Source organism: Oceanisphaera avium (assembly GCF_002157875.1).
Taxonomy (GTDB): Bacteria; Pseudomonadota; Gammaproteobacteria; order Enterobacterales; family Aeromonadaceae; genus Oceanimonas; species Oceanimonas avium.
This window is the reverse complement of the sequence record NZ_CP021376.1, coordinates 2,450,452-2,470,869: the sequence shown is the minus strand read 5'-3', so window position 1 is coordinate 2,470,869 and position 20,418 is coordinate 2,450,452. Positions and strand designations below refer to the sequence as shown.

The following is a 20,418-nucleotide window of genomic DNA, read 5'->3' as shown; positions in this document are numbered from 1 at the left end:
AACTTACTCCTTTCTTACTCGGCGCCGCCGATGAAGTCGATGTCTTGACCTTCTTGCAGGGTCACGTAGGCTTTCTTCCAATCAGAACGACGACCGGTACGGTTGCCAGAACGCTTGGTTTTACCTTTCACTACTAATGAGCGAACATCTTTAACTTCAACTTCGAACAGCTTCTCAACCGCAGCTTTTACTTCAGCCTTGGTAGCGTCCATAGCAACTTTGAACACAATTGTGTTTGTCTTTTCGGCAACCATGGTGCTTTTTTCAGAGACATGCGGCGCCTTCAGAACTTTTAAAATACGCTCTTCACGGATCATGCCAGCATCTCCTCGATTTGCTTAACTGCATCAGCAGTTACCAATACTTTGTCGAAAGCGATCAAAGAAACTGGATCGATACCGGTTACATCACGCACGTCAACCTTGTACAGGTTACGGGCGGCAAGGAACAAGTTCTCGTCAACTTCGGCAGTAACGATCAAGACATCAGTCAGATCCCATTGCTTCAATTTCGCTAGCAGTTCTTTAGTCTTAGGCGCTTCTACACCGAACTTCTCGACCACGATCAAACGCTCTTGACGTACCAGCTCAGATAAAATGCTTCTGATAGCTCCACGGTACATCTTCTTATTGACTTTCTGGCTGTGATCTTGCGTCTTAGCTGCAAAAGTCACACCACCACCACGCCAAATAGGAGAGCGAATGGTACCGGCACGGGCCCGGCCTGTGCCTTTTTGGCGCCACGGCTTCTTGCCGCCGCCAGACACTTCGGAACGGGTCTTCTGAGCACGAGTACCTTGACGAGCACCGGCGGCATAGGCTACTACAACCTGATGCACCAGCGCTTCGTTGAACTCACGCCCGAAGGTAGTTTCGGAAACTTCAAGAGCGGCTTGCGCGTCTTTCATTACCAATTCCATTACTATCTCCTCAGACGTTATGCTTTAACGGCAGGTTTAACGATCACGCTGCCGTTAGTCGCACCTGGTACTGCACCTTTAATGAGCAGCAAGTTACGATCAACATCAACGCGAACAACTTCTAGGTTTTGCGTAGTAACACGCTCTGCACCCATGTGTCCGGCCATCTTCTTGCCTTTGAACACTTTACCTGGTGATTGGTTTTGACCAATTGAACCAGGAACACGGTGTGACAGAGAGTTACCATGGGTAGCGTCCTGCATGCTGAAATTCCAGCGCTTAACAGTACCTGCAAAACCCTTACCTTTAGAAGTGCCAGTAACGTCTACTTTTTTAACATCGTTAAAGATGTCAACATTCAGCTGAGTACCTACTTCGATACCTTCGCCTTCACCTGAACCCAGGCGGAATTCCCACAGACCGCGGCCCGCTTCTACGCCAGCTTTAGCGAATAAACCCGCTTGTGGCTTGGTGATGCGAATCGCTTTCTTAACGCCAGTAGTCACCTGAATAGCTTGGTAGCCATCCGATTCCAGAGTTTTCACCTGGGTAACACGGTTGGCATCTATTTCGATAACGGTGACTGGGATAGACACGCCGTCTTCGGTGAAGACGCGGGTCATACCTAGCTTACGACCTACTAGACCGATTGCCATTATTAACCTCTCCGTTGTTAGCCCAAGCTGATCTGGACGTCAACGCCAGCAGCCAGATCCAGTCTCATCAAAGCGTCAACTGTTTTGTCAGTTGGCTCAACGATGTCAACTAGACGCTTGTGAGTACGAATTTCATACTGATCACGTGCATCTTTATTCACGTGTGGAGATGTCAGTACGGTAAAACGCTCTTTGCGTGTCGGCAGTGGGATTGGACCACGAACCTGGGCGCCAGTGCGCTTAGCAGTTTCTACGATCTCCGCAGTAGACTGATCGATCAGACGGTGATCGAAGGCCTTGAGGCGGATACGAATTCTTTGGTTCTGCATTACCAGAGCTCCAATTGGATAAAGAACATAAATCAGCACCGCCTGCACTCTTATAGAAGAATGGGGGTGTGATTTAACAACGGTGCCACCCAAATCGGGGGCTTGTATGGTTAATCGCATTACAGCGACTAACGGAGCCTTATCGGCTCGCTTAATTACGTTAATGCATTAGCTAAAAACTAAGTTATCTCGTACCAAGCGAGCGCTATTATACCTATCTCGAGACGAGGCACAAGTGACTTTGAGTTATTTTTCACCAGTTTCTTGAGGGCAATGAAAGAGTGAGGCGCAAAAGGTGAAGAGGACGAGCTTTAAGAGCACCACCTAACGCCTAAAAAAGACGGTATGTTATTAAGTGTAAACCGCCCTACGCAATACTTTTTACGCCCTAAGATGAAAATCCCCACCGCTTCTTGCCGTCTTGCTGACCAAAGTCAGGCGCTTGCTTTAGTTAGCAAAACGGCAAGACATCAGAGAGCTAGCGACAATACCTTGGACGGCAAAAGAGAGCTTTGAACTTTAGCCCAAAAAATACCGGACAAGCCCGGTATTTTCACTGTTGGTCTTTAATCTAACGCGTACGGTGTTTAACGTTCAGTCTTACGTAAACTGGCTTTATCTTTTAAGACAATTTCCAGTGCCACTTCATCACAGGCGTGTTGGCGTGGGCACATATCGCAATCTTTCATGACTTTTTCTGGTAGCAAAGACTTACTGGTCATGGTGAAACCTTGCTTCATAAAGAACTCAGGCGCCCGAGTTAAGACAAACACCTTATCGATGCCCATATCGTCGGCTTTTTGCAGCACCTTATCTACCAGCGCACTGCCCTGCCCTTGATTTTGGAAACCCGGCTCCACGCCCAGTGAGCGTACTTCGGCAAGGCCGGTATCATAGACATATAAAGAGGCACAGCCGGTGATCTGGCCTTGTACCTCGGTGACAGCGAACTCTGCCACTGCCTTCACTAAATCTTTACGGTCTCGAGGTAAGTTTTCACCGACGTTAGCCCAATAATTCACTAAACGCTCAATAGCATCTAAGTCGGTTAAGCGCGCACTGCGCACCGCAATACCTGAACTATCACGCTGGGTTAAGCGCCGCTCGGCACTACTGAGGGCAAACTCTACTTGATCCGGCGCCACGCCGCCTAAGGCACAGCGACTGGCGAGACTCGACTCTAGAGACAACTTATCGAACACATCGTCTTCAATCAGCGGACTAAACTCTTTAAAGTCCGCTAATGGCAGCTCTTCCATGGGCAGCTTCTTATTAATGGCGTGCACCACAATGGCACCCACAATATGGTGCGCTTCACGAAAGGGAATGCCTTTATTGACTAAGTAGTCGGCCATTTCGGTCGCGTTGGAATAGCCGCCTTGAGCTGCTGCTCGGGTTTTTTCTTCGTTAAGCTTAATATCATGCAACACCATCTCGGCCATTTCTAAACAGTCATGCCAAGTATCGAGGGCATCAAATAAGCCTTCTTTATCTTCTTGCATGTCTTTGTTATAGGCCAGCGGCAGCGCTTTTAAGGTCATCATCATGCCGGCATAAGCACCAAATACCCGACCGGTTTTACCGCGGATAAGCTCCAACGCATCAGGATTTTTCTTTTGTGGCATCAGTGATGAGCCAGAGGTCACGCGATCGGATAATTCAATAAAGTCTGACTCACCCGAGTTGTAAAAGATTAAATCTTCGGCAAAACGCGATAAGTGCATCATGGAATTAACGGCACAGTTCATTAGCTCTAACACATGATCACGATCCGATACCGAGTCTAAGCTGTTACGAGTCGGCGAAGAAAAGCCTAATGAGTGCGCAAGCTCGTGGCGATTAATAGCAAAACCGGTCCCCGCTAAGGCACCGCTGCCTAACGGGCAGGTGTCCATGCGCTTTTGGGCATCTTGTAAACGGGTGAAGTCGCGCTCCAGCATTTCTACATAGGCTAAGCACCAGTGGGCAAAGGTCACCGGCTGGGCACGCTGCAAATGGGTGTAACCTGGCAATACGGTGGCTTGTTGTTGACGAGCCACTGTCACTAGCTGCTTTTGCAGCTCATCGATTTTAGCCAGCAAAGGCGGCACTTGTTGCTTACACCATAGCTTTAAGTCGGTGGCCACTTGGTCGTTACGGCTGCGGCCAGTGTGTAATTTTTTACCTAAATCACCGACCACCGCAATTAGCTGGCCTTCTACCCAAGAGTGAATATCTTCAGCATCAGACTCTAAAATTTGGCTGGGGTTTTGCATTACTTCTAATTTAAGATCGTTTAATGCCAGCTCAATTTTTTGCTGTTCTTCTGTGGTTAAGACACCGGCTTTACATAGCGCGCCCGCCCAAGCAATAGAGCCAACAATATCTTGCTCTGCCAAGCGGTAATCAAAACGCAGTGAGTCATTAAACTGCTGAAACTTGGCATCTGCCGCCTGACTGAAACGCCCACCCCAAAGTGCCATAACCTGTTACTCCTAAACAACATTGCTAAATTTATTGGTTAACCGCACCTGACTGTGCAAGCGGGCTGTTTATTGCGCGCTATTATACTTAAAAGCGGTGAGGTGTGAGATGTAAATTGTGAGGTGTTTACCCCCTAGCGTTTCTCCTCTCACACCTCACCGCTTTAGCTCAAAAACAAAGGGGGCTTAAGCCCCCTTTTACTTTCTCGCTACGCTTATTTTTTCAAATTGTTCAGCGCTTTAATGCGACTGGCCAAGGAGTAAAGGCGAATAAAGCCCTCAGCATGGCTTTGGTCGTAGACTTCGTCTTCACCAAATGTGGCAAACTCTTCAGAGTACAGGCTGTTTGGCGAGGACTTTTGAATCGCGGTCACTTGGCCTTTGTACATCTTCAGTACTACTTCACCCGATACGTCTTCGGCAATGGCATCGGCGGAAGCTAACAGTGCTTTGCATAACGGCGTAAACCAGCGACCGTCATAAACCAAGTGCGAGAATTCAGCGCCTACTTTTTCACGCCAGGCGCGGGTTGGCTTATCTAATACCAGCTCTTCAACAGCGCGCAGTGCGGCCATCATCACGGTACCGCCTGGGGTTTCGTAGCAACCGCGCGACTTCATGCCTACTAAACGGTTTTCTACAATGTCCACGCGACCCACACCGTGCTTAGCGGCACGCTTGTTCAGCTCAACTAATAAGTTGTAAGGGCTCATCTGTTGGCCATCGATGGCGGTGATGCGACCTTGCTCAACCGTCAGCGACAAGGTCTCGGCTTTATCCGGTGCTTGCTCTGGTGATACGGTCCAAGTCCAGGCTTGCTCGGAAGGCTCATTCCAAGTGCTTTCTAACTCGCCACCTTCGGTGGAGATATGCCAAGCGTTGGCATCGCGCGAGTAAATCTTAGTGGCACTGGCCGTGGTTTTAATATTGCGCTCGGCAAGATAATCCAACAAGTCTTCGCGGCTCTTCATATCCCAGATGCGCCATGGCGCAATAATAGCAATCTGTGGCGCTAATGCCGCTACTGCACCTTCAAAACGTACTTGGTCGTTACCTTTACCAGTACAACCGTGAGCAATGGCTTGCACGCCTTCAGCCAATGCCGCTTCCGCCATGGCTTTAGCGATAATCGGGCGCGCCATAGAAGTGCCTAATAAATAAGTACCTTCATAGATAGCGCCGGTTTTTAACGTTGGGTAAACGTAGTCGTTAACAAACTCATCTTTTAAATCGGCAACAATGCATTTTACTGCACCGGACGCCAAAGCTTTTTCTTCAATACCTTCAAGCTCTTCTGCACCTTGGCCAACATCACCGACGAAGGCGATAATTTCACAACCTTCATAGTTTTCTTTAAGCCATGGAATGATGGCAGAGGTATCTAAACCGCCGGAGTAGGCCAGTAGGATTTTTTTAATTTGGCTCATTAGTGGGTATCCCTATTCATCAATGTCAGCAGCACGGCATTTTGCACATGCATGCGATTTTCAGCTTGGTCGAGGATAAAGGAAGCAGGACCGTCCATTACCTCAGAAGTTATTTCCATTTCTCGGTGCGCAGGCTGGCAATGTAATACCTGCTTAGCACCGGTTTTATCAAGCAGCGCTTGATTGATCTGATAAGGCATAAAAGTTTCAGCCACTTGCTCAAGCGGCGTGTCATCACCCATCGACACCCAAGTATCTGTGTATAACACATCGATATCAGTAATATCATCAAGGCTATCAGCCACTTGCACTTTGCCACCACTTAGTTCAGCTAGCGCTTCGGCTTCTTTTAATACTTGGGCATCCACGTTGCGTCCACGCGGGCACACCGAGGTAACGGTGGCGCCTAAAATCGCACCGGCCAGTAATAATGAATTAGTTACATTATTACCATCACCCAGATAGACTAAATGTACCTTACTCAGATCCTCATGGTGCTCGGCTATGGTCATATAATCTGCCAACGCCTGACAAGGATGATACAGGTTACATAAGGAATTGATTACTGGAACTTTGGCATATTTTGCCATTTCTACCAGCGTTTGGTGATCAAACACCCGTGCTACTATCGCTTGGCACCAGCGAGAGAGGTTAGCGGCAAAATCTTGTACGGTTTCACGGCTGCCCATAGCGCCATTTTGACTATCTAAATAAACCGCATGCCCGCCTAAGCGGTTAATACCAATATCGAGCGTTACGCGAGTACGCAACGAAGGTTTTTCAAACAGCGTAACCACACTTTGACCTTTCAAAGCATCGGCATATTTTTCTGGATGGGCTTTTAAGTCTTTAGCCAGCGCCAAGATATCTTCAATTTGCTGCTTACTATAATCTTTTAGGCTTAATAAATGCTGCATCTTCTTTCCTTCGTTTGAGATAGGTCTTTACTGTGAAATCCGAGTGCCAAACTCTGACTCACCTGCCAGCAGCGACAATAATTGTTCAGGGTTACGCCAGCTTCCTACGGCTACCGGCTTACCCAAGGTTTGTGTGGCTTGTAATGCCGCTTTTACTTTCACGGCCATGCCGTCTTTAATCACGCCTTGATGCATCAGCTCCTGCGCACGGTCGTGCGTTAAGCTATTAATCAGTTGGCGCTCGCCATCTAAAATGCCACTGACATCGGATAGCATCACTAAATCTGCATCCAATACTTCAGCAATGGCGGTGGCCGCTTGATCCGCATTCACGTTCATTAGCTGGCCGTCTTGGGTGATGCCAATGGAGCTTATCACCGGCATAAAGCCGCCATTTAAAAGGGTGCTAATTAAAGTGGCATCACCGCCATCGACTTTGCCCACCGAGCCCAGCTCAGCATCGAGCTGGCTAACACGACATAAGCCGCCATCCCCTAAGCACAAGCCCACACTGTTAATGTTATGGGCAATGGCTTGGGCTAATAACAGCTTATTTGCCGTGCCCGCCAAGGCGCCGGTGATCACACCAATATGCTCAGCTGGGGTCACTCTTAGACCATTTTTTTTGGTAGAGCTTAAGCCCATGGCATTAAGTTGATTATCTACCAACACACCACCACCGTGAACTAACACTAGCGGACGTTTAACCTCTTTAATAAAGGTATTAAGGGTGGTAAATAAGGCCGCTAAGGCCTCATTGCTTTGTAATAAGGTGCCACCCAATTTAATAATGAGCGGGCTAGTTTGGGTACTCATGCTGTTACTCCTGCACTAAGCCCGCCACGGGCGAGAATCCTTGGTGAATATTAATACATTGAATGGCTTGGCTGGCCGCACCTTTTAATAGGTTATCGATAGCGGAGACCACAATTAATAGATTACCTTCACGGGCCCAGTGCAAATCACAAAACGGCGTACCCGCTACATCGTTGATCTCTGGCCATTGATCGGTGATACGCACGATTTTTTGTCCATCGTATGCTTGATGATAAGCGTTAGATATTTGCTCATCAGTCACGCCCTCTTTTAGCTCTACATAAATAGTGGCCAAAATACCGCGGGCAAAGTTACCCAAGTGCGGCTGAAACACCACACCATTATCTAAGTGATGACTTATTTCAGGCTGGTGGCGATGACTAAGCACGCCATAAGGCTTAAAGCTGACTTCACAAAAACTGGTAGCAAGACTTGCTTTACGGCCGGCGCCGGTCACACCGGATACAGCACTGATAATGGGCTTAGTGTTATCGGCAATAAAACCAGCAGCTTGCAGCGGCTTAAGCGCCGTTAATGAAGCCGTAGGATAACAACCCGGTACGGCAATCAGCTGGGCGGCTTTTATTGCTTCTTGATTCCACTCGGCCAAGCCATAGGCGGCCTTACCTAGCCAGTCACCGTACTGATGACTAAAGCCATAGAATTTTTCATAAAAGCCTTCACCAGGCACGCGAAACGCGCCTGATAAATCAAATACTGGCAAGCCTTTTTCTAAAAATCCTGCGGCTAGATCATGACTCACTTCATGGGTCGTGGCTAATAAGACGATGTCCGCCTCGGTATGGATGCGGCTCAGCGCCTCATCATCTAACGGCAATATAGGCTGCTCAATCACCCCGCGCCAGCGTGGATATAGACTTGAGAAAGGTTTATGAGCATCTTGGCTAGACTCAGATACATACAATCCAGCTAATGACAGGTGGGGATGCGCTTGAATTAAACCGGCCAGTTCCGCTCCGGTGTAACCGCTAGCACCAATAACTGCAGCTTTTAACATGAGGCATGTCCGTTTATTTGTAAGACGTAAGAGTGTAGGCGTCAGCCTAGCGTGTTTTGAGGGCTTATGTCACCCTAAGGTCATGGCTTAGGCGAGCGGTCGTCGTCGCTTGAATAAAGAAGGGAAAAACATGGCCATTTGCTACGCTAAATACTTGGAAAAGAATAAGCTGCCAGACTAGCAATGATAAAATAGTTATGCAACATTATTGAATATAAATTTGCGCAATTTTTTGGAGACCCTATGTCATCTACCCAGTTTCAACTACTAGATATGTATCGAGATTTAATCGCCCTGCCCTCCATTAGCAGCACAGATCCAAGTTGGGACCAAAGTAATGAAAAAGTCATCCGTTTATTAGCCGACTGGTTTAGCAAGCTCGGTTTTGCGGTAGAAGTTACCGAGCTTGAGGGCTTACCCGGCAAGTTTAACTTAATCGCTACTCGCGGCGAAGGTGATGGCGGCCTACTGTTAGCCGGCCACACCGATACCGTGCCGTATGATGAAGGCCGCTGGACTAAAGATCCTTTTAAATTAACAGAAGAAAATGGCCGCCTTTATGGCTTAGGGGTGATTGATATGAAAGGCTTTTTTGCCTTTATTATTGAAGCCCTTAAAGACATGGACTTAAGCAAGTTAACCAAACCGATCCGTATTTTAGCCACTGCCGATGAAGAAACCACCATGGCTGGCGCGCGCGCCATTGCCAGTGCCATGGCCATTAAACCCGAATATGCGGTGATTGGTGAGCCGACCGGCTTAGTGCCGGTAATGATGCATAAAGGCCATATGTCGGAAGGCATTCGTATTACTGGTAAAAGCGGCCACAGCTCAGATCCCGCCAATGGCACTAATGCGCTGGAAATTATGCACCAAGTGATGGGGCGTTTATTAGATCTACAGCGCCAATTAAAAGAGAACTACGGTAACCACCATTTTAAGGTGCCACAACCGACGCTAAACTTAGGCTCACTCAATGGCGGCGATAGCCCTAACCGTATTTGTGCCTGCTGTGAGCTAAATTTCGATATGCGCCCGATCCCAGGCGTGGGCCCCGATGAGCTAATGGGCTTACTACATCACGCCATCGAGCCCATTAAACAGCAATACCCAGGCGCACTGGAATTATTCCATTTACATGAGCCTATTCCTCCTTATGGCACGGATCCTAACGGCGAATTAGTACTAGCCGCCGCCGAGATATCAGGTAATCCTGCCGAAGCGGTAAACTACTGCACCGAAGCGCCCTTTATTAATCAGTTAGGCTGTCAAACTATCGTACTGGGTCCAGGTCATATTGCCCAAGCGCACCAACCCGACGAATACTTGGACTTGTCTTTCGTTAAGCCCACCCTTGATATTATCCAGCGCTTAGTAAATCGCTTTTGTTTAGAGCAAAAGTAAAGGCAGCGCCTAGCTAAAGACACCCCATACCCTCACCATCGTCATACCGGATCCTAGTTCGGTATGACGACCTCGGTATCTCGCATTTATGTTCTAACAATCTAAAGCGAGATCCTGATGTTCATCAGGATGACGGCGTAAAGATTAAGGCCAGCGGTTGGCACTTCCCCTTCACCCTCACCGGTTGTCATAAGGATGACGACGTAAAGATTAAGAGCAGCGCGAGTTGGCACTTCCCCTCCACTCTTTATGCTTCGCCCCTCACAGATTTTATCCACTCTGGGCTTATCACAATTGACCGTGTTGGGGAAAGCTGGCTATATGGTTTGCAAGCAATAACTTCACATTAAGGATGCACAGATATGGATAATCATGCACCACTAAGGGCAAACGTTGGCCTGTTGGGGCAATTACTGGGCGAGGCGATTAAAGATCATCTCGGCGCGGAGTTTTTAGATAAAATAGAAACTATTCGCCAATTAGCTAAGTCTGCCCGTCAAGGTAATGAGCAAGACGAAACCCGATTAATCGACACCTTAAAACAACTAAGTGATGACGAGCTCTTGCCAGTGGCGCGCGCCTTTAGCCAGTTTTTAAACTTAGCCAATGTAGCTGAACAATTTCATACTATTTCTCGCCAAACGCAGCGCAATGCCGGCGCGGGGCCAATACATGAAGTATTACAACGTCTTAAAGCGGCGCAGATTGAACCTGAGCGCATTACGGCAGCGCTCAGCGAGCTCGATATCGACTTAGTGCTAACCGCACACCCCACAGAAGTTACCCGGCGCACTTTTATCCATAAACATGTGCAACTTAATGACTGTTTAGCCGCACTTGAGCTCGATTTGCCCAGTAACGAACACGCTGAGCTAATAGCGCGTATCGAGCAGCTGATCACCCAAGGTTGGCACAGTAAAGAAATTCGCTCTCAACGTCCCACTCCCGTAGATGAAGCACGCTGGGGCTTTGCGGTTATTGAAAATAGCCTGTGGCCTGCCCTGCCTCAGTTTATGCGCCAACTCGAACAACAAACCCAGGCCGAGCTAGGCGTTAGGCTGCCGCTGGATGCGGCTCCTATTCGTTTTACTTCTTGGATGGGCGGCGATCGCGACGGTAACCCTTTTGTCACCGCTCAGGTAACAGAAGAAGTGTTGTTATTAGGACGCTGGGTGGCTAGTTCGTTATTTTTAAGTGACATTCAAGAGCTGGTTTCTGAGCTCTCTATGTCAGAAGCTAGCGATGAACTTATATTAGCCAGCCAATCCCTCACACCGAGTCGTGGAGAAAGTGATGAGCCTTATCGCGCATTGCTGCGAAAACTGCGCGAAGATTTACGAGAAACACTGCTGCATTTGAATGCTAAGGTACAAGGACAAAATACCGATGCCCGAGATTTAATTACCCACAACGAGCAGCTGCGCCAACCTTTAGAGTTATGTTATCGCTCACTGCAAGCTTGCGGATTGGGCAAAATTGCCGATGGCTTACTGCTGGATGTCATTCGTAAAGTGGCCTGCTTTGGTATTCATTTACTTAAATTAGATATTCGCCAAGATGGCGAGCGCCATGCAAAAGCACTGGCCGAGATCACCCGTTATTTAGGATTAGGTGATTACAGTGAATGGAGCGAAGCAGATAAACAGGCTTTTTTACTAAATGAATTGGCCTCCCGCCGGCCTTTGCTGCCTCACCATTGGCAAGCCAGTGCCGACACTCAAGAAGTGCTAGCAACTTGCCAAGTTATTGCTCAGCACCCGCCAGAGGCCTTTGGCATTTATATTATTTCTATGGCTAGCGCGCCATCGGATGTATTGGCAGTACAGCTATTACTAAAAGAAAATGGTGTGGACTTTGCGCTACCGGTGGCGCCCTTATTTGAAACCCTCGATGACTTAAACAAGGGCGCCGAGGTCATTAAGCAGCTCTATAGCTTGCCTTGGTATCGTGGCTACCTAGCAGGTCGCCAATACGTGATGATTGGCTATTCCGACTCGGCAAAAGATGCCGGCATGATGGCCGCCGGCTGGGCCCAATATAGCGCTATGGAAAAACTGGTAGCATTAAGTGAGCAAGCACAAATTAAGCTCACTCTTTTTCATGGTCGAGGTGGTAGCTTAGGGCGCGGTGGCGGCCCAGCTCATCAAGCGATTTTAGCGCAGCCGCCGGGCTCAACTCAGGGCGGCTTAAGGGTGACGGAACAAGGGGAAATGATCCGCTTTAAGTTTGGTTTACCAAAAGTAGCGCTTGACAGCTTAGCGCTTTATGCCAGTGCCGTATTAGAGGCCAACTTATTACCACCGCCCGAGCCAGAGCCACAATGGCGGAAAATAATGGATACCTTAAGTGAGGTGTCGTGTGCTCATTATCGAGCGCTTATCCGTGACGAGCCAGACTTTGTGCCCTACTTTCGCGCCGCCACTCCAGAGTTAGAGCTAGGCAAACTGCCGCTGGGCTCACGTCCCGCCAAGCGAAAAGCCGATGGCGGCGTAGAAAGTTTGCGCGCCATCCCTTGGATTTTTGCCTGGACACAAAATCGACTGATGCTCCCTGCTTGGCTGGGAGCGCATAAAGGCCTAGCAGCAGTCATTGCCGAGGGTCAAGAAAGTACCCTGCTAGCGATGAACAAAGGCTGGCCATTTTTTAGAGCTCGGCTCGATATGCTAGAAATGGTGTTTTTAAAAACTGATATTAGCCTAGCCGCCTATTACGATGCACTATTAGTACCTGATGAGCTAAAGCCTTTGGGTAAGCGGTTGCGCAATGAGCTGCGCGATAGCATGGCGCTTATTTTACAACTGAAAGAACAAGCTGAGTTATTAGTCAGTGAACCTTGGATAAAAGAGTCCATTAAGCTACGTAATCCCTACACAGATCCGTTAAATGTTTTGCAGGCCGAGCTATTAAAACGCTCCCGCCAGCAAGGAGATATTCATCCGGTATTAGATCAAGCACTCATGGTGACCATCGCCGGTATCGCGGCAGGGATGCGTAATACGGGATAGACACCGCTGTAAGTAAAATACAAGCAAAAGCCCCAGTACCGAACACAGCACTGGGGCTTTTTTACTGCCGCTTATTATGAGGCGTTTTTTGGATGGGCGAGGAAAAAGCGCAGCATTTCCCGTGAGGCGTTAGGGCCTTTAGGATCTGTGTAAGAGCCCGCGCTATCACCCCCCGCCCACGCGTGAGCGCCTCCGTGAATAGACCACAGCTCCAGTAGCGATTTGCCATTACTGTGAGAGTGAACCGTACAGGTGTAAGAGCGGCCTTTGGCTACCTTTCCTGTGCGCTGTTGTGGCTGAGTTTTAGAAGGTGATAAAGCGGCACCCGCAAGATACTGCGCTGCTACCCGCTCCCCATTACTAGGGTGCACTGTGCTGTCTTGGTCACCGTGAAAAATAATGGCAGGAATTTTCTCACCATTCACAGCTCTGGAACGTGACTGATTAAGCCCTGCAAGCGGGCTTGCTGAGCCTTGCATAGCCGCTAAGGCGGAGGGCATATCTTGGGCCACGCCATAAGGCAAGCCAGAGTGGACTCCCACTGCTGCGTAAAGCTCAGGATAAAGCTGAGCCAAAGTGGTGGCCATAGCGCCGCCGGCAGAAAGTCCTGCTACATAGACACGTTGTTTATCAAGCCGATACTCTTTAATAATTTGGCGAGTCATGTCGGCAATAATGGCCGGCTCTCCGGCATCACGGCGCTGATCACTTGGCTTAAACCAGTTCCAACATCGAGAATGATTAGCGCTGCCCCTTTGTGCCGGATACAGCACCAAACAAGGCGTTTTTTCTGCTAAAAGATTCATGCCGGTGCCTGCAGCAAAGTCATCGGGGTTTTGCGTACAGCCATGAAGCATCACCACTAACGGCAAGGCTTGCCCCTGATAACTACTGGGCACATAGAGCTTATAATCTCGACTGCCCGCTGCATTTGCAAAAGTGGCGTTATTAAAGGTCGCTCCCTCAGGCAACGCAGGGCTCGGCTGCTTAACTTTTAAGCCAGAGAGTGTATCTCGCCATTGTTTGCTAACCCCGCCTAATCCCACTTTAGTCAGCTCAGAGGCACTTTCGCCAGCAAATGCGCCGCTCCATGGCGGTGTTACTGCTTCATCTGCTGCGTGCTCGCGGTTTGTGGCAGATTTTTTCGCACGCTTGCTTGGCCCATGGTTACTTTCTATCTCTTCTTTATCTACTTCATAGCATTGACCTTCAAACAGCGCGCCATCTGTAAAGTCGGCGGAGCGCGCAGCCGTTTGTGCCACAGGTTTACCTTGCAAGGCACGTTGAATGAGTGCGGTGGCTTGTTGTAATTGACCGGCATTAGTTAAGCGCGTGGCTTGCTGTAAATGGGCCATTAAGGTTTCATTATTAGGAAAGTTCATTGTCAATTCCTTATACGCATTGCAGCGTTAATAAATTCGATTAGCCAGTGCGGCCTTTACCGCCTTGCTGGCTTGCAGAGCGCCGAGCACAGATATGGACTCAATAGTTGCTAGCGCAAGCTCGGGAGAGACATCATCGGCAATATTGGCTAAGCCTAAGACTTGAATTTGCAGCATTTCACCTTGGGCTTGTAGCGCCTCTAAGTCACTGCGACTGTAATATTGCAGCCCTAGCACATAGGTTTTACGGGCCACGGTTTCTTTTACTACCTCGGCATGCACCGCTAGCTGATTACGAATCGCGGTACGAATAAGATCACTGCGATTAGCATAAAAGCCTTCTTGTACCAGTAAATCTACCTGTCCTAAATCCACCACCCCTAAGTTGATGGTAAGTTTTTCACTGGTCTCGCTCGGCTTTCTTTTTAGCTCATGTACGCTCATCTCAGCTCCTTGTGATCAGGCTTTTAGCAAATATTAAAGATAAAGACTCAACAATTAACCATCCATATGGATGGCGTGTGGAGTCAATATAACTTACTTTGTCGATTAATTGTCATTATTTATACAAAAAGGGTCTTTTTTAGCCACGCAGGCGCCCACATCTTTCCTATAGCTCAGTGAGCGCCAGCGCTAATAAAGTAGCGGCCTGCTAAAAGCCAACTATGAGTCTGAGAGCTATCTCTGCTATAAACATAAGAGGAGCAAAGAAGCCTAAGCGCCAACTAAGCACAGGAGCTGTCATGGAAATCTATACGGTCGGCCATTCGACTCACAGCCAGCAAGAGTTTTTACGACTGCTCAAGGATGCCGGTATTGAGAAACTAGTGGATGTTCGCGCCTTTCCTGGTAGTCGCAAGTTTCCCCATTTTCACCAAGACCAACTGCGCCAGTGGTTACCGGACAATGGCATTGCCTACCAGCATTGCCCCCACCTAGGCGGACGGCGTAGAAAATCCACAGAAATAGACGAAGCGCTTAATGACGGCTGGCAAAATCAGTCGTTTCATAACTATGCAGATTACACACTCACCGCCGAATTTCAGGACGCCATTAAGCAATTGCAAGCAGAAGCGGACGAGCAACGAATTGCCATTTGTTGCTCAGAGCGCCATCCCGCACGATGCCATCGATTATTGATCAGTAACTGGCTGGCCACTCACGGCTGGCAGGTAAAACACATTATTGATGGCCCGAAACAGCAAACGCTGATCGAAGAACATCAGCTAGGTAAATGGGGCGCCGAACCGGTAGAAATTGACCAAGGTGAGCTAGTTTATCCGCCTGAAGCACAGCCTAAAAAGTCATAGTGCCAACAGTTAAGCATCTTCCTTATTAGCGAATAGCAGGAACCCTATTATGAAAAGTTACCTTCACGCTTTAGTTTTTGCGCTCATCACCCTTAGCTTAAGCGGCTGTGGCTACAATCAAATACAAACGCTCGATGAAGCAGTTAACGCCACCTGGTCACAGGCCTTAAACCAATATGAACGCCGAGCCGACTTAGTGCCTAAGTTAGTGAGCTCAGTCAATGCGTATATGAGCCAAGAGCGCACAGTATTAACTGATGTAACCGAAGCGCGCGCTAAAGTGGGGCAAATTAATGTAAATGTGAACGATTTAGACGACCCGGCTTTAATGCAACGCTTTAACCAAGCTCAAGGCGAGCTATCTTCGGCATTGTCACGATTAATGGCGGTATCAGAAAATTATCCTGAGCTTAAAAGCGATGGCCTAGTGCGCGATTTAATGATCCAACTGGAAGGCACTGAAAATCGTATCGCCACCGAGCGGGGTCGCTTTGTTCAAGCGGTTCAAGCCTATAATCAATATATTCGCCAATTTCCTACGGTGATCACCGCCAAAATAATGGGTTATCAGGTAAAAGATAATTACGGTGTAGAGCGCCAGGCAGAGATTATGAAAAACCCTGAAGTGCGCTTTGATATGCCTAATACCCCCACCAGCGCACCGGCAAACTAATAAGGAGTGAGCATAATGGCCCACCCCATTAAGTCTAAGCCCTCGGCCATACTGGGAATGGCATTGATGCTGCTGTTGATGCTGGCTTGGCCAGTAACGGCGGCCCCACTTGCTTTACCTAAACTGGATAACTGGGTGGTCGATACGACTCATACTTTTAGTAAGGCTCAACACAGCGCGCTTGCACAACAACTTAGTGCCTTTGAGCAAAACAAAGGCGCGCAAATTTTTGTGCTGGTGGTGCCCACCACCGGCGAAGAAGACATCGCTCAATATAGCCGCCGCGTGTATGACCAGTGGCAATTAGGTCGTGAAAAAATTGATGATGGCGTGCTGTTATTAGTTGCCAAACAGGATCGGCGGCTGCGTATTGAAGTGGGATATGGTCTAGAAGGGGCGATTACCGACTTACAAGCTGGGCGAATTATCAATGAATTTATCACGCCCTATTTTAAAAAAGATGACTATGTTGGCGGGATCCAAGAAGGCGTTAAAAAGATCATGGCGTTAGTTGCAGGAGAGCCCTTACCGCCGCCTGCTAGCCAAAGTAGCAGTGAACAAGGCTCTTGGAGTATGTTACTACCGTTGGCAATTTTCGCTGTTGTGCTTCCGCCGCTGGCGAGCGCTGTGACCATAGGCTTATTCACTTTCTTTATTTTTGGCAGTCTGATTTTAGCGCTGTTCGCCGCCGCAGTGGCGTTTGTCTTATCGTTAGTAGGTAAGGTGTTTGGCGCAGGAGGACGAGGCAACTCGGCGCGCGCTTCTCGCCGTGGCGCTTTTTTAGGAGGCTTAGGCAGCACCAGAGGGAGGCGCGGCGGTGGAGGCGGGGGATTTGGTGGCGGTGGTGGCGGTAGAAGTGGCGGCGGCGGTGCCTCTGGAGGTTGGTAAACAGCACAGCTAGAGATTGAGGATTAGGGATTGGGGAGTAAACATGAGCATGCGCAGTAACATTAAACAGTTAATGGGACTGGCTGCCATGCATGGCCACTGGCTACGCAGACGCCATTTTAATGAAGCTATGCTAGCCAAAATAGCTGAGCATATTCGCCAAGGCGAAACCGAGCACACCGGCGAGCTGGTGGTGGCAGTGGAAGCGACAATGCCTAGCCATGAGGCAGACCCAGAACTGCGGGCACTAGAGGTTTATGGCCGACTAAAAGTATGGGATACGCCGTTCAATAGCGGCGTGTTACTCTATTTAGCACTCGATAGACGGGCCATAGAAATCGTCGCCGACCGTGGTATTACTGCCAGTAGCGCGCAGTGGCAAAGAGTGTGCGAAAATCTACAAGAGAGCCTGGCAAAAGGCCATTACCAACATGGGGTATTAGCCGCCATTGACACCATTCAAGCCATTTTAAAGGCTCAGGCCCCCTTTGGGGATCACCATCAAGATAGCCTAGCTAATGCGCCGGTTATTTTATAAACCGACTGTTAGCTAAAGCTCGGCTTTGGCTTATAAGCGCCGCCACCTTATTACTCCTTTATTTAGAACGAGGCTGCGTTGTTGGTACAGCCCCTAGCTCTGACAAAGGTTTTCTTGCCCAGTAACCCGCCAACAAAGAGCCAGAAATATTATGCCATACGCTAAATAAGGTGCCCGGCAGTGCCGCCGTGGGCGTAAAAAACTTCATGGCCAGCGCCGTGGCCAGTCCTGAGTTTTGCAAGCCCACTTCAAAGGCGATGGTTCGACAAATCTTCTTATCAAACCCCATTAGCGCAGTAATACCATAACCCAGCGCCAACCCGCAGCTGTTATGAATAATAACCGCCAGCGCGACTATGCCCCCAATATGCGCGATATTTTCAGCGTTTAGCGCCACGACTATCGCGATAATTAACACTATGGCCAGCATAGAAAATAATGGCAGTACCGGCTCCAAACGCTTCACTAAGCCACTTAATGCATAATTTAGCACCACACCCAGCAACACCGGTGCCACCACCACTTGCAACAAGCTTATTAGCATTGACTGAACTGGTACATCAATACTTTGACCGACGAACAGCGCCACTAATAAAGGCGTTAACAGCACGCCTAACAAGGTAGAGATAGCGGTCATGGAAATCGATAACGCTGTATCGCCTTTAGCTAAATAGCACATCACATTAGAGGAGGTTCCGCCCGCTACGCTTCCTACCAATAACATACCCACAGTGAGCTCGGCATCAAAGCCAAATAAGCGAGTGATGAGTAAAGCCACTATTGGCATAATGCTAAATTGTAAGACTACCCCCACCAGCAAAGCCTTACGACTAGCTAACACATTGCGAAAATCACTAATGCTAAGGGTTAAGCCCATGCACAACATTATAATGGTGAGCAAAGGTACAATTTGGCCTTTAATGCCGATAAATAATTGCGGCTGAAAATAGGCTAACGCCGATAATAATAGGGCCCACAACGGGAATAACTGAGTGATCACACTTAACATCTGCCTTGCTCTCTTATTTAAAGGTTATCCACCGCGAATAACCTTATTTACGCATTATGATTACCACACACTTAACCGCTAAGGCGAGCAAGGTTCACTCACTTACTGATATTCGTGATGACGGTGGCGATTTTTTCTACATAATAAAATTTCTGGCTTTTGATTGAGACTCGATTATGACTCCCGCCATCTTATTTTTAGAACAGCAAGACGCCAAGTTTACCTTGCATCAATATCACTGCACCGCCCATGACGACTTTGGCGCTCATGCCGCCGCTCAGTTACAGCTGCCGTTAGCGCAAGTCTTTAAGACGCTATTAACCGAAGGCGAGCAAGGTGCGATAGTGGCAGTGGTGCCCGCCTCGGCTAAAGTCAATTTAAAGCGCTTAGCGAAGGCGGCGGGCATGAAAAAACTGCAGATGATGGCGCCCGCCAAGGCTGAACGCCTCACCGGTTATAAGGTAGGCGGTATTAGCCCTTTCGCACAAAAAAAAGCACTGTTGACCATAGTGGATACGTCGGCGTTGCAATATCGCGAAATCTTAGTCTCTGGCGGCAAGCGCGGTCTATCCTTAGGCATTAGCGCTACTCTATTAGCCACTGCGCTTAACGTGCTTATTGCAGACATTGTTTAAAGTTTTCCAAGATGAAAGCCGCAACCACTTAATATAGTGATCTTGGGCGCTAGCCCGCAATTTAAACTGCTATATTTAACATTAAATTGACAGGATTAGTCTTTTCTAATAGCGTGAAATTAGCTGGCTGTTAGCTGGTACGCCCTTGTTTATACTGTAATTTTTAAAAAAATATTATAGATTAACAAGTAAGCATTAATGAGCTTTTACTTCACCTCAAGGAAGAATTTATATGAATAAAAATTTGGCTCTTTTAAGTTTAGTCGCCGCACTCGGACTAACAGCTTGTGATCAGTCCACCCCGCAAACCACCAACGACAGCCCCACTAGCAACCAAGATAAAGTGTATAAGGTCGGTTTAGATAACACCTATCCTCCTTTTGAATTTACCCAAAATGGTAAATTAGTGGGTATAGATGTGGATCTCATTACCGCCATTGCTAAAGACCAAGGCTTTAAGATTGATATCGAGCAAATGGACTTCTCCGGTATTATTCCTGCCATGCAAGCGGGCATGCTCGACATTGGCATGGGCGGCATGAGTATTACCGATAAACGTAAAGAAACCGTTGATTTTTCTGACCCTTACTTTGCCGCAGGTGTGTCACTGGTGGTAGCCGACACGAATCAAGACATTACCAGCCTCAGCGATTTATCAGATAAAAAAGTGGTGGTTAAAAATGGCACCGTAGGCGCCTCTTTTGCCGATAAAAATACCAAAGAATATGGCTACAGCATTATCCAAGTCAGCGACAGTGCTTCTATGTTTCAAGAAGTGACCAACGGCACAGCAGATGCACTAATGGAAGACTACCCCGTTATCAGCTACGCCATCGCAACTGGTGGGCTTAAACTTAAAACCGTGGGCGAGCGCCTCACCGGTGATGACTACGGTATCTCAGTACTCAAAGGCAAAAACGATGAGCTACTGCAGATGATCAATGACGGCCTGGCCAATTTAAAAGAAAGTGGTGAATACGAGACCATCATGAATACTTACTTGGATTAAGCTTCACCAAGCGCCGTTAAC

20 protein-coding genes are annotated in these 20,418 nt (G+C 48.3%); 8 read left to right on the top strand and 12 right to left on the bottom strand.

Annotated elements, in window-relative coordinates; all coding sequences use genetic code 11:
• Positions 1-14: 14 nt before the first annotated feature.
• The 9 genes from rplW to argC all read right to left on the bottom strand — a co-directional run bounded on the left by rplW (position 15) and on the right by argC (position 8,544).
• Complete coding sequence (gene rplW, locus CBP12_RS11320) at positions 15-317, bottom strand: 50S ribosomal protein L23 (RefSeq protein ID WP_086964530.1); 303 nt, start codon at positions 315-317, stop codon at positions 15-17.
• On the bottom strand, positions 314-919 hold the full coding sequence (rplD, locus tag CBP12_RS11315) for a 50S ribosomal protein L4 (protein ID WP_086964529.1): 606 nt from the start codon (positions 917-919) through the stop codon (positions 314-316). Before rplD ends, rplW begins: the two co-directional genes overlap by 4 nt.
• A gap of 17 nt (positions 920-936) precedes the next feature.
• Positions 937-1,575 carry a 50S ribosomal protein L3 gene (gene rplC, locus CBP12_RS11310; RefSeq protein WP_086964528.1) on the bottom strand — a complete coding sequence of 213 codons (639 nt, stop codon included), beginning with the start codon at positions 1,573-1,575 and terminating at the stop codon, positions 937-939.
• Between the two features lie 17 nt (positions 1,576-1,592).
• Positions 1,593-1,904 (bottom strand): 30S ribosomal protein S10, encoded by a 312-nt coding sequence (gene rpsJ, locus CBP12_RS11305; RefSeq protein ID WP_086964527.1) that lies wholly within the window; start codon positions 1,902-1,904, stop codon positions 1,593-1,595.
• A 587-nt stretch (positions 1,905-2,491) separates the two neighbouring features.
• Positions 2,492-4,366 carry an argininosuccinate lyase gene (gene argH / locus CBP12_RS11300; protein ID WP_086964526.1) on the bottom strand — a complete coding sequence of 625 codons (1,875 nt, stop codon included), beginning with the start codon at positions 4,364-4,366 and terminating at the stop codon, positions 2,492-2,494.
• Positions 4,367-4,581: 215 nt separating this feature from the next.
• The gene (locus CBP12_RS11295; RefSeq protein ID WP_086964525.1) at positions 4,582-5,793 is read right to left on the bottom strand and encodes an argininosuccinate synthase; all 1,212 of its coding nucleotides are present in this window, start codon (positions 5,791-5,793) and stop codon (positions 4,582-4,584) included.
• The gene (locus CBP12_RS11290; RefSeq protein WP_086964524.1) at positions 5,793-6,710 is read right to left on the bottom strand and encodes an ornithine carbamoyltransferase; all 918 of its coding nucleotides are present in this window, start codon (positions 6,708-6,710) and stop codon (positions 5,793-5,795) included. The genes CBP12_RS11295 and CBP12_RS11290 overlap by 1 nt, the downstream gene beginning before the upstream one ends.
• Before the next feature lie 27 nt (positions 6,711-6,737).
• A complete protein-coding gene (argB, locus tag CBP12_RS11285) occupies positions 6,738-7,526 on the bottom strand; it encodes an acetylglutamate kinase (RefSeq protein ID WP_086964523.1) in 789 nt (262 codons plus the stop codon).
• Positions 7,527-7,530: 4 nt separating this feature from the next.
• Positions 7,531-8,544: an N-acetyl-gamma-glutamyl-phosphate reductase gene (argC, locus tag CBP12_RS11280; protein ID WP_086964522.1), complete on the bottom strand. Its 1,014-nt coding sequence runs from the start codon at positions 8,542-8,544 to the stop codon at positions 7,531-7,533.
• Between the two features lie 243 nt (positions 8,545-8,787).
• Between argC and argE the strand changes: the two genes are divergently transcribed.
• Both argE and ppc read left to right on the top strand, forming a co-directional pair.
• Positions 8,788-9,948: an acetylornithine deacetylase gene (argE, locus tag CBP12_RS11275; protein WP_086964521.1), complete on the top strand. Its 1,161-nt coding sequence runs from the start codon at positions 8,788-8,790 to the stop codon at positions 9,946-9,948.
• A gap of 362 nt (positions 9,949-10,310) precedes the next feature.
• Complete coding sequence (gene ppc / locus CBP12_RS11270) at positions 10,311-12,953, top strand: phosphoenolpyruvate carboxylase (RefSeq protein WP_086964520.1); 2,643 nt, start codon at positions 10,311-10,313, stop codon at positions 12,951-12,953.
• Positions 12,954-13,027: 74 nt separating this feature from the next.
• Here the strand turns inward: ppc and CBP12_RS11265 are convergent, their stop codons facing one another.
• Both CBP12_RS11265 and CBP12_RS11260 read right to left on the bottom strand, forming a co-directional pair.
• Positions 13,028-14,335, bottom strand: a complete 1,308-nt coding sequence (locus CBP12_RS11265; protein ID WP_198341806.1) for an extracellular catalytic domain type 1 short-chain-length polyhydroxyalkanoate depolymerase — start codon at positions 14,333-14,335, stop codon at positions 13,028-13,030.
• A 27-nt stretch (positions 14,336-14,362) separates the two neighbouring features.
• Positions 14,363-14,779 (bottom strand): CopG family transcriptional regulator, encoded by a 417-nt coding sequence (locus tag CBP12_RS11260; protein ID WP_086964519.1) that lies wholly within the window; start codon positions 14,777-14,779, stop codon positions 14,363-14,365.
• 299 nt (positions 14,780-15,078) lie between these two features.
• Here CBP12_RS11260 and CBP12_RS11255 point away from each other — a divergent pair, with 299 nt between their 5' ends.
• From CBP12_RS11255 to CBP12_RS11240, 4 genes are read left to right on the top strand one after another with little or no spacing between them, the layout of a single operon-like run.
• Positions 15,079-15,645 (top strand): DUF488 domain-containing protein, encoded by a 567-nt coding sequence (locus CBP12_RS11255; RefSeq protein WP_086964518.1) that lies wholly within the window; start codon positions 15,079-15,081, stop codon positions 15,643-15,645.
• A 49-nt stretch (positions 15,646-15,694) separates the two neighbouring features.
• A complete protein-coding gene (locus CBP12_RS11250) occupies positions 15,695-16,318 on the top strand; it encodes a LemA family protein (protein ID WP_086964517.1) in 624 nt (207 codons plus the stop codon).
• Positions 16,319-16,333: 15 nt separating this feature from the next.
• The gene (locus tag CBP12_RS11245; RefSeq protein WP_086964516.1) at positions 16,334-17,206 is read left to right on the top strand and encodes a TPM domain-containing protein; all 873 of its coding nucleotides are present in this window, start codon (positions 16,334-16,336) and stop codon (positions 17,204-17,206) included.
• Between the two features lie 43 nt (positions 17,207-17,249).
• On the top strand, positions 17,250-17,744 hold the full coding sequence (locus CBP12_RS11240; protein WP_198341805.1) for a TPM domain-containing protein: 495 nt from the start codon (positions 17,250-17,252) through the stop codon (positions 17,742-17,744).
• 58 nt (positions 17,745-17,802) lie between these two features.
• On the opposite strand, the gene CBP12_RS11235 is transcribed toward CBP12_RS11240, so the two are convergent.
• Complete coding sequence (locus CBP12_RS11235) at positions 17,803-18,753, bottom strand: bile acid:sodium symporter family protein (protein WP_086964515.1); 951 nt, start codon at positions 18,751-18,753, stop codon at positions 17,803-17,805.
• A gap of 176 nt (positions 18,754-18,929) precedes the next feature.
• Here CBP12_RS11235 and ybaK point away from each other — a divergent pair, with 176 nt between their 5' ends.
• Together ybaK and CBP12_RS11225 are read left to right on the top strand one after the other, a co-directional pair.
• Entirely contained in the window at positions 18,930-19,388 is a 459-nt protein-coding gene (gene ybaK, locus CBP12_RS11230; protein WP_086964514.1) for a Cys-tRNA(Pro) deacylase, read from the top strand.
• Between the two features lie 232 nt (positions 19,389-19,620).
• On the top strand, positions 19,621-20,397 hold the full coding sequence (locus CBP12_RS11225; protein WP_086964513.1) for a transporter substrate-binding domain-containing protein: 777 nt from the start codon (positions 19,621-19,623) through the stop codon (positions 20,395-20,397).
• Positions 20,398-20,418 lie beyond the last annotated feature (21 nt).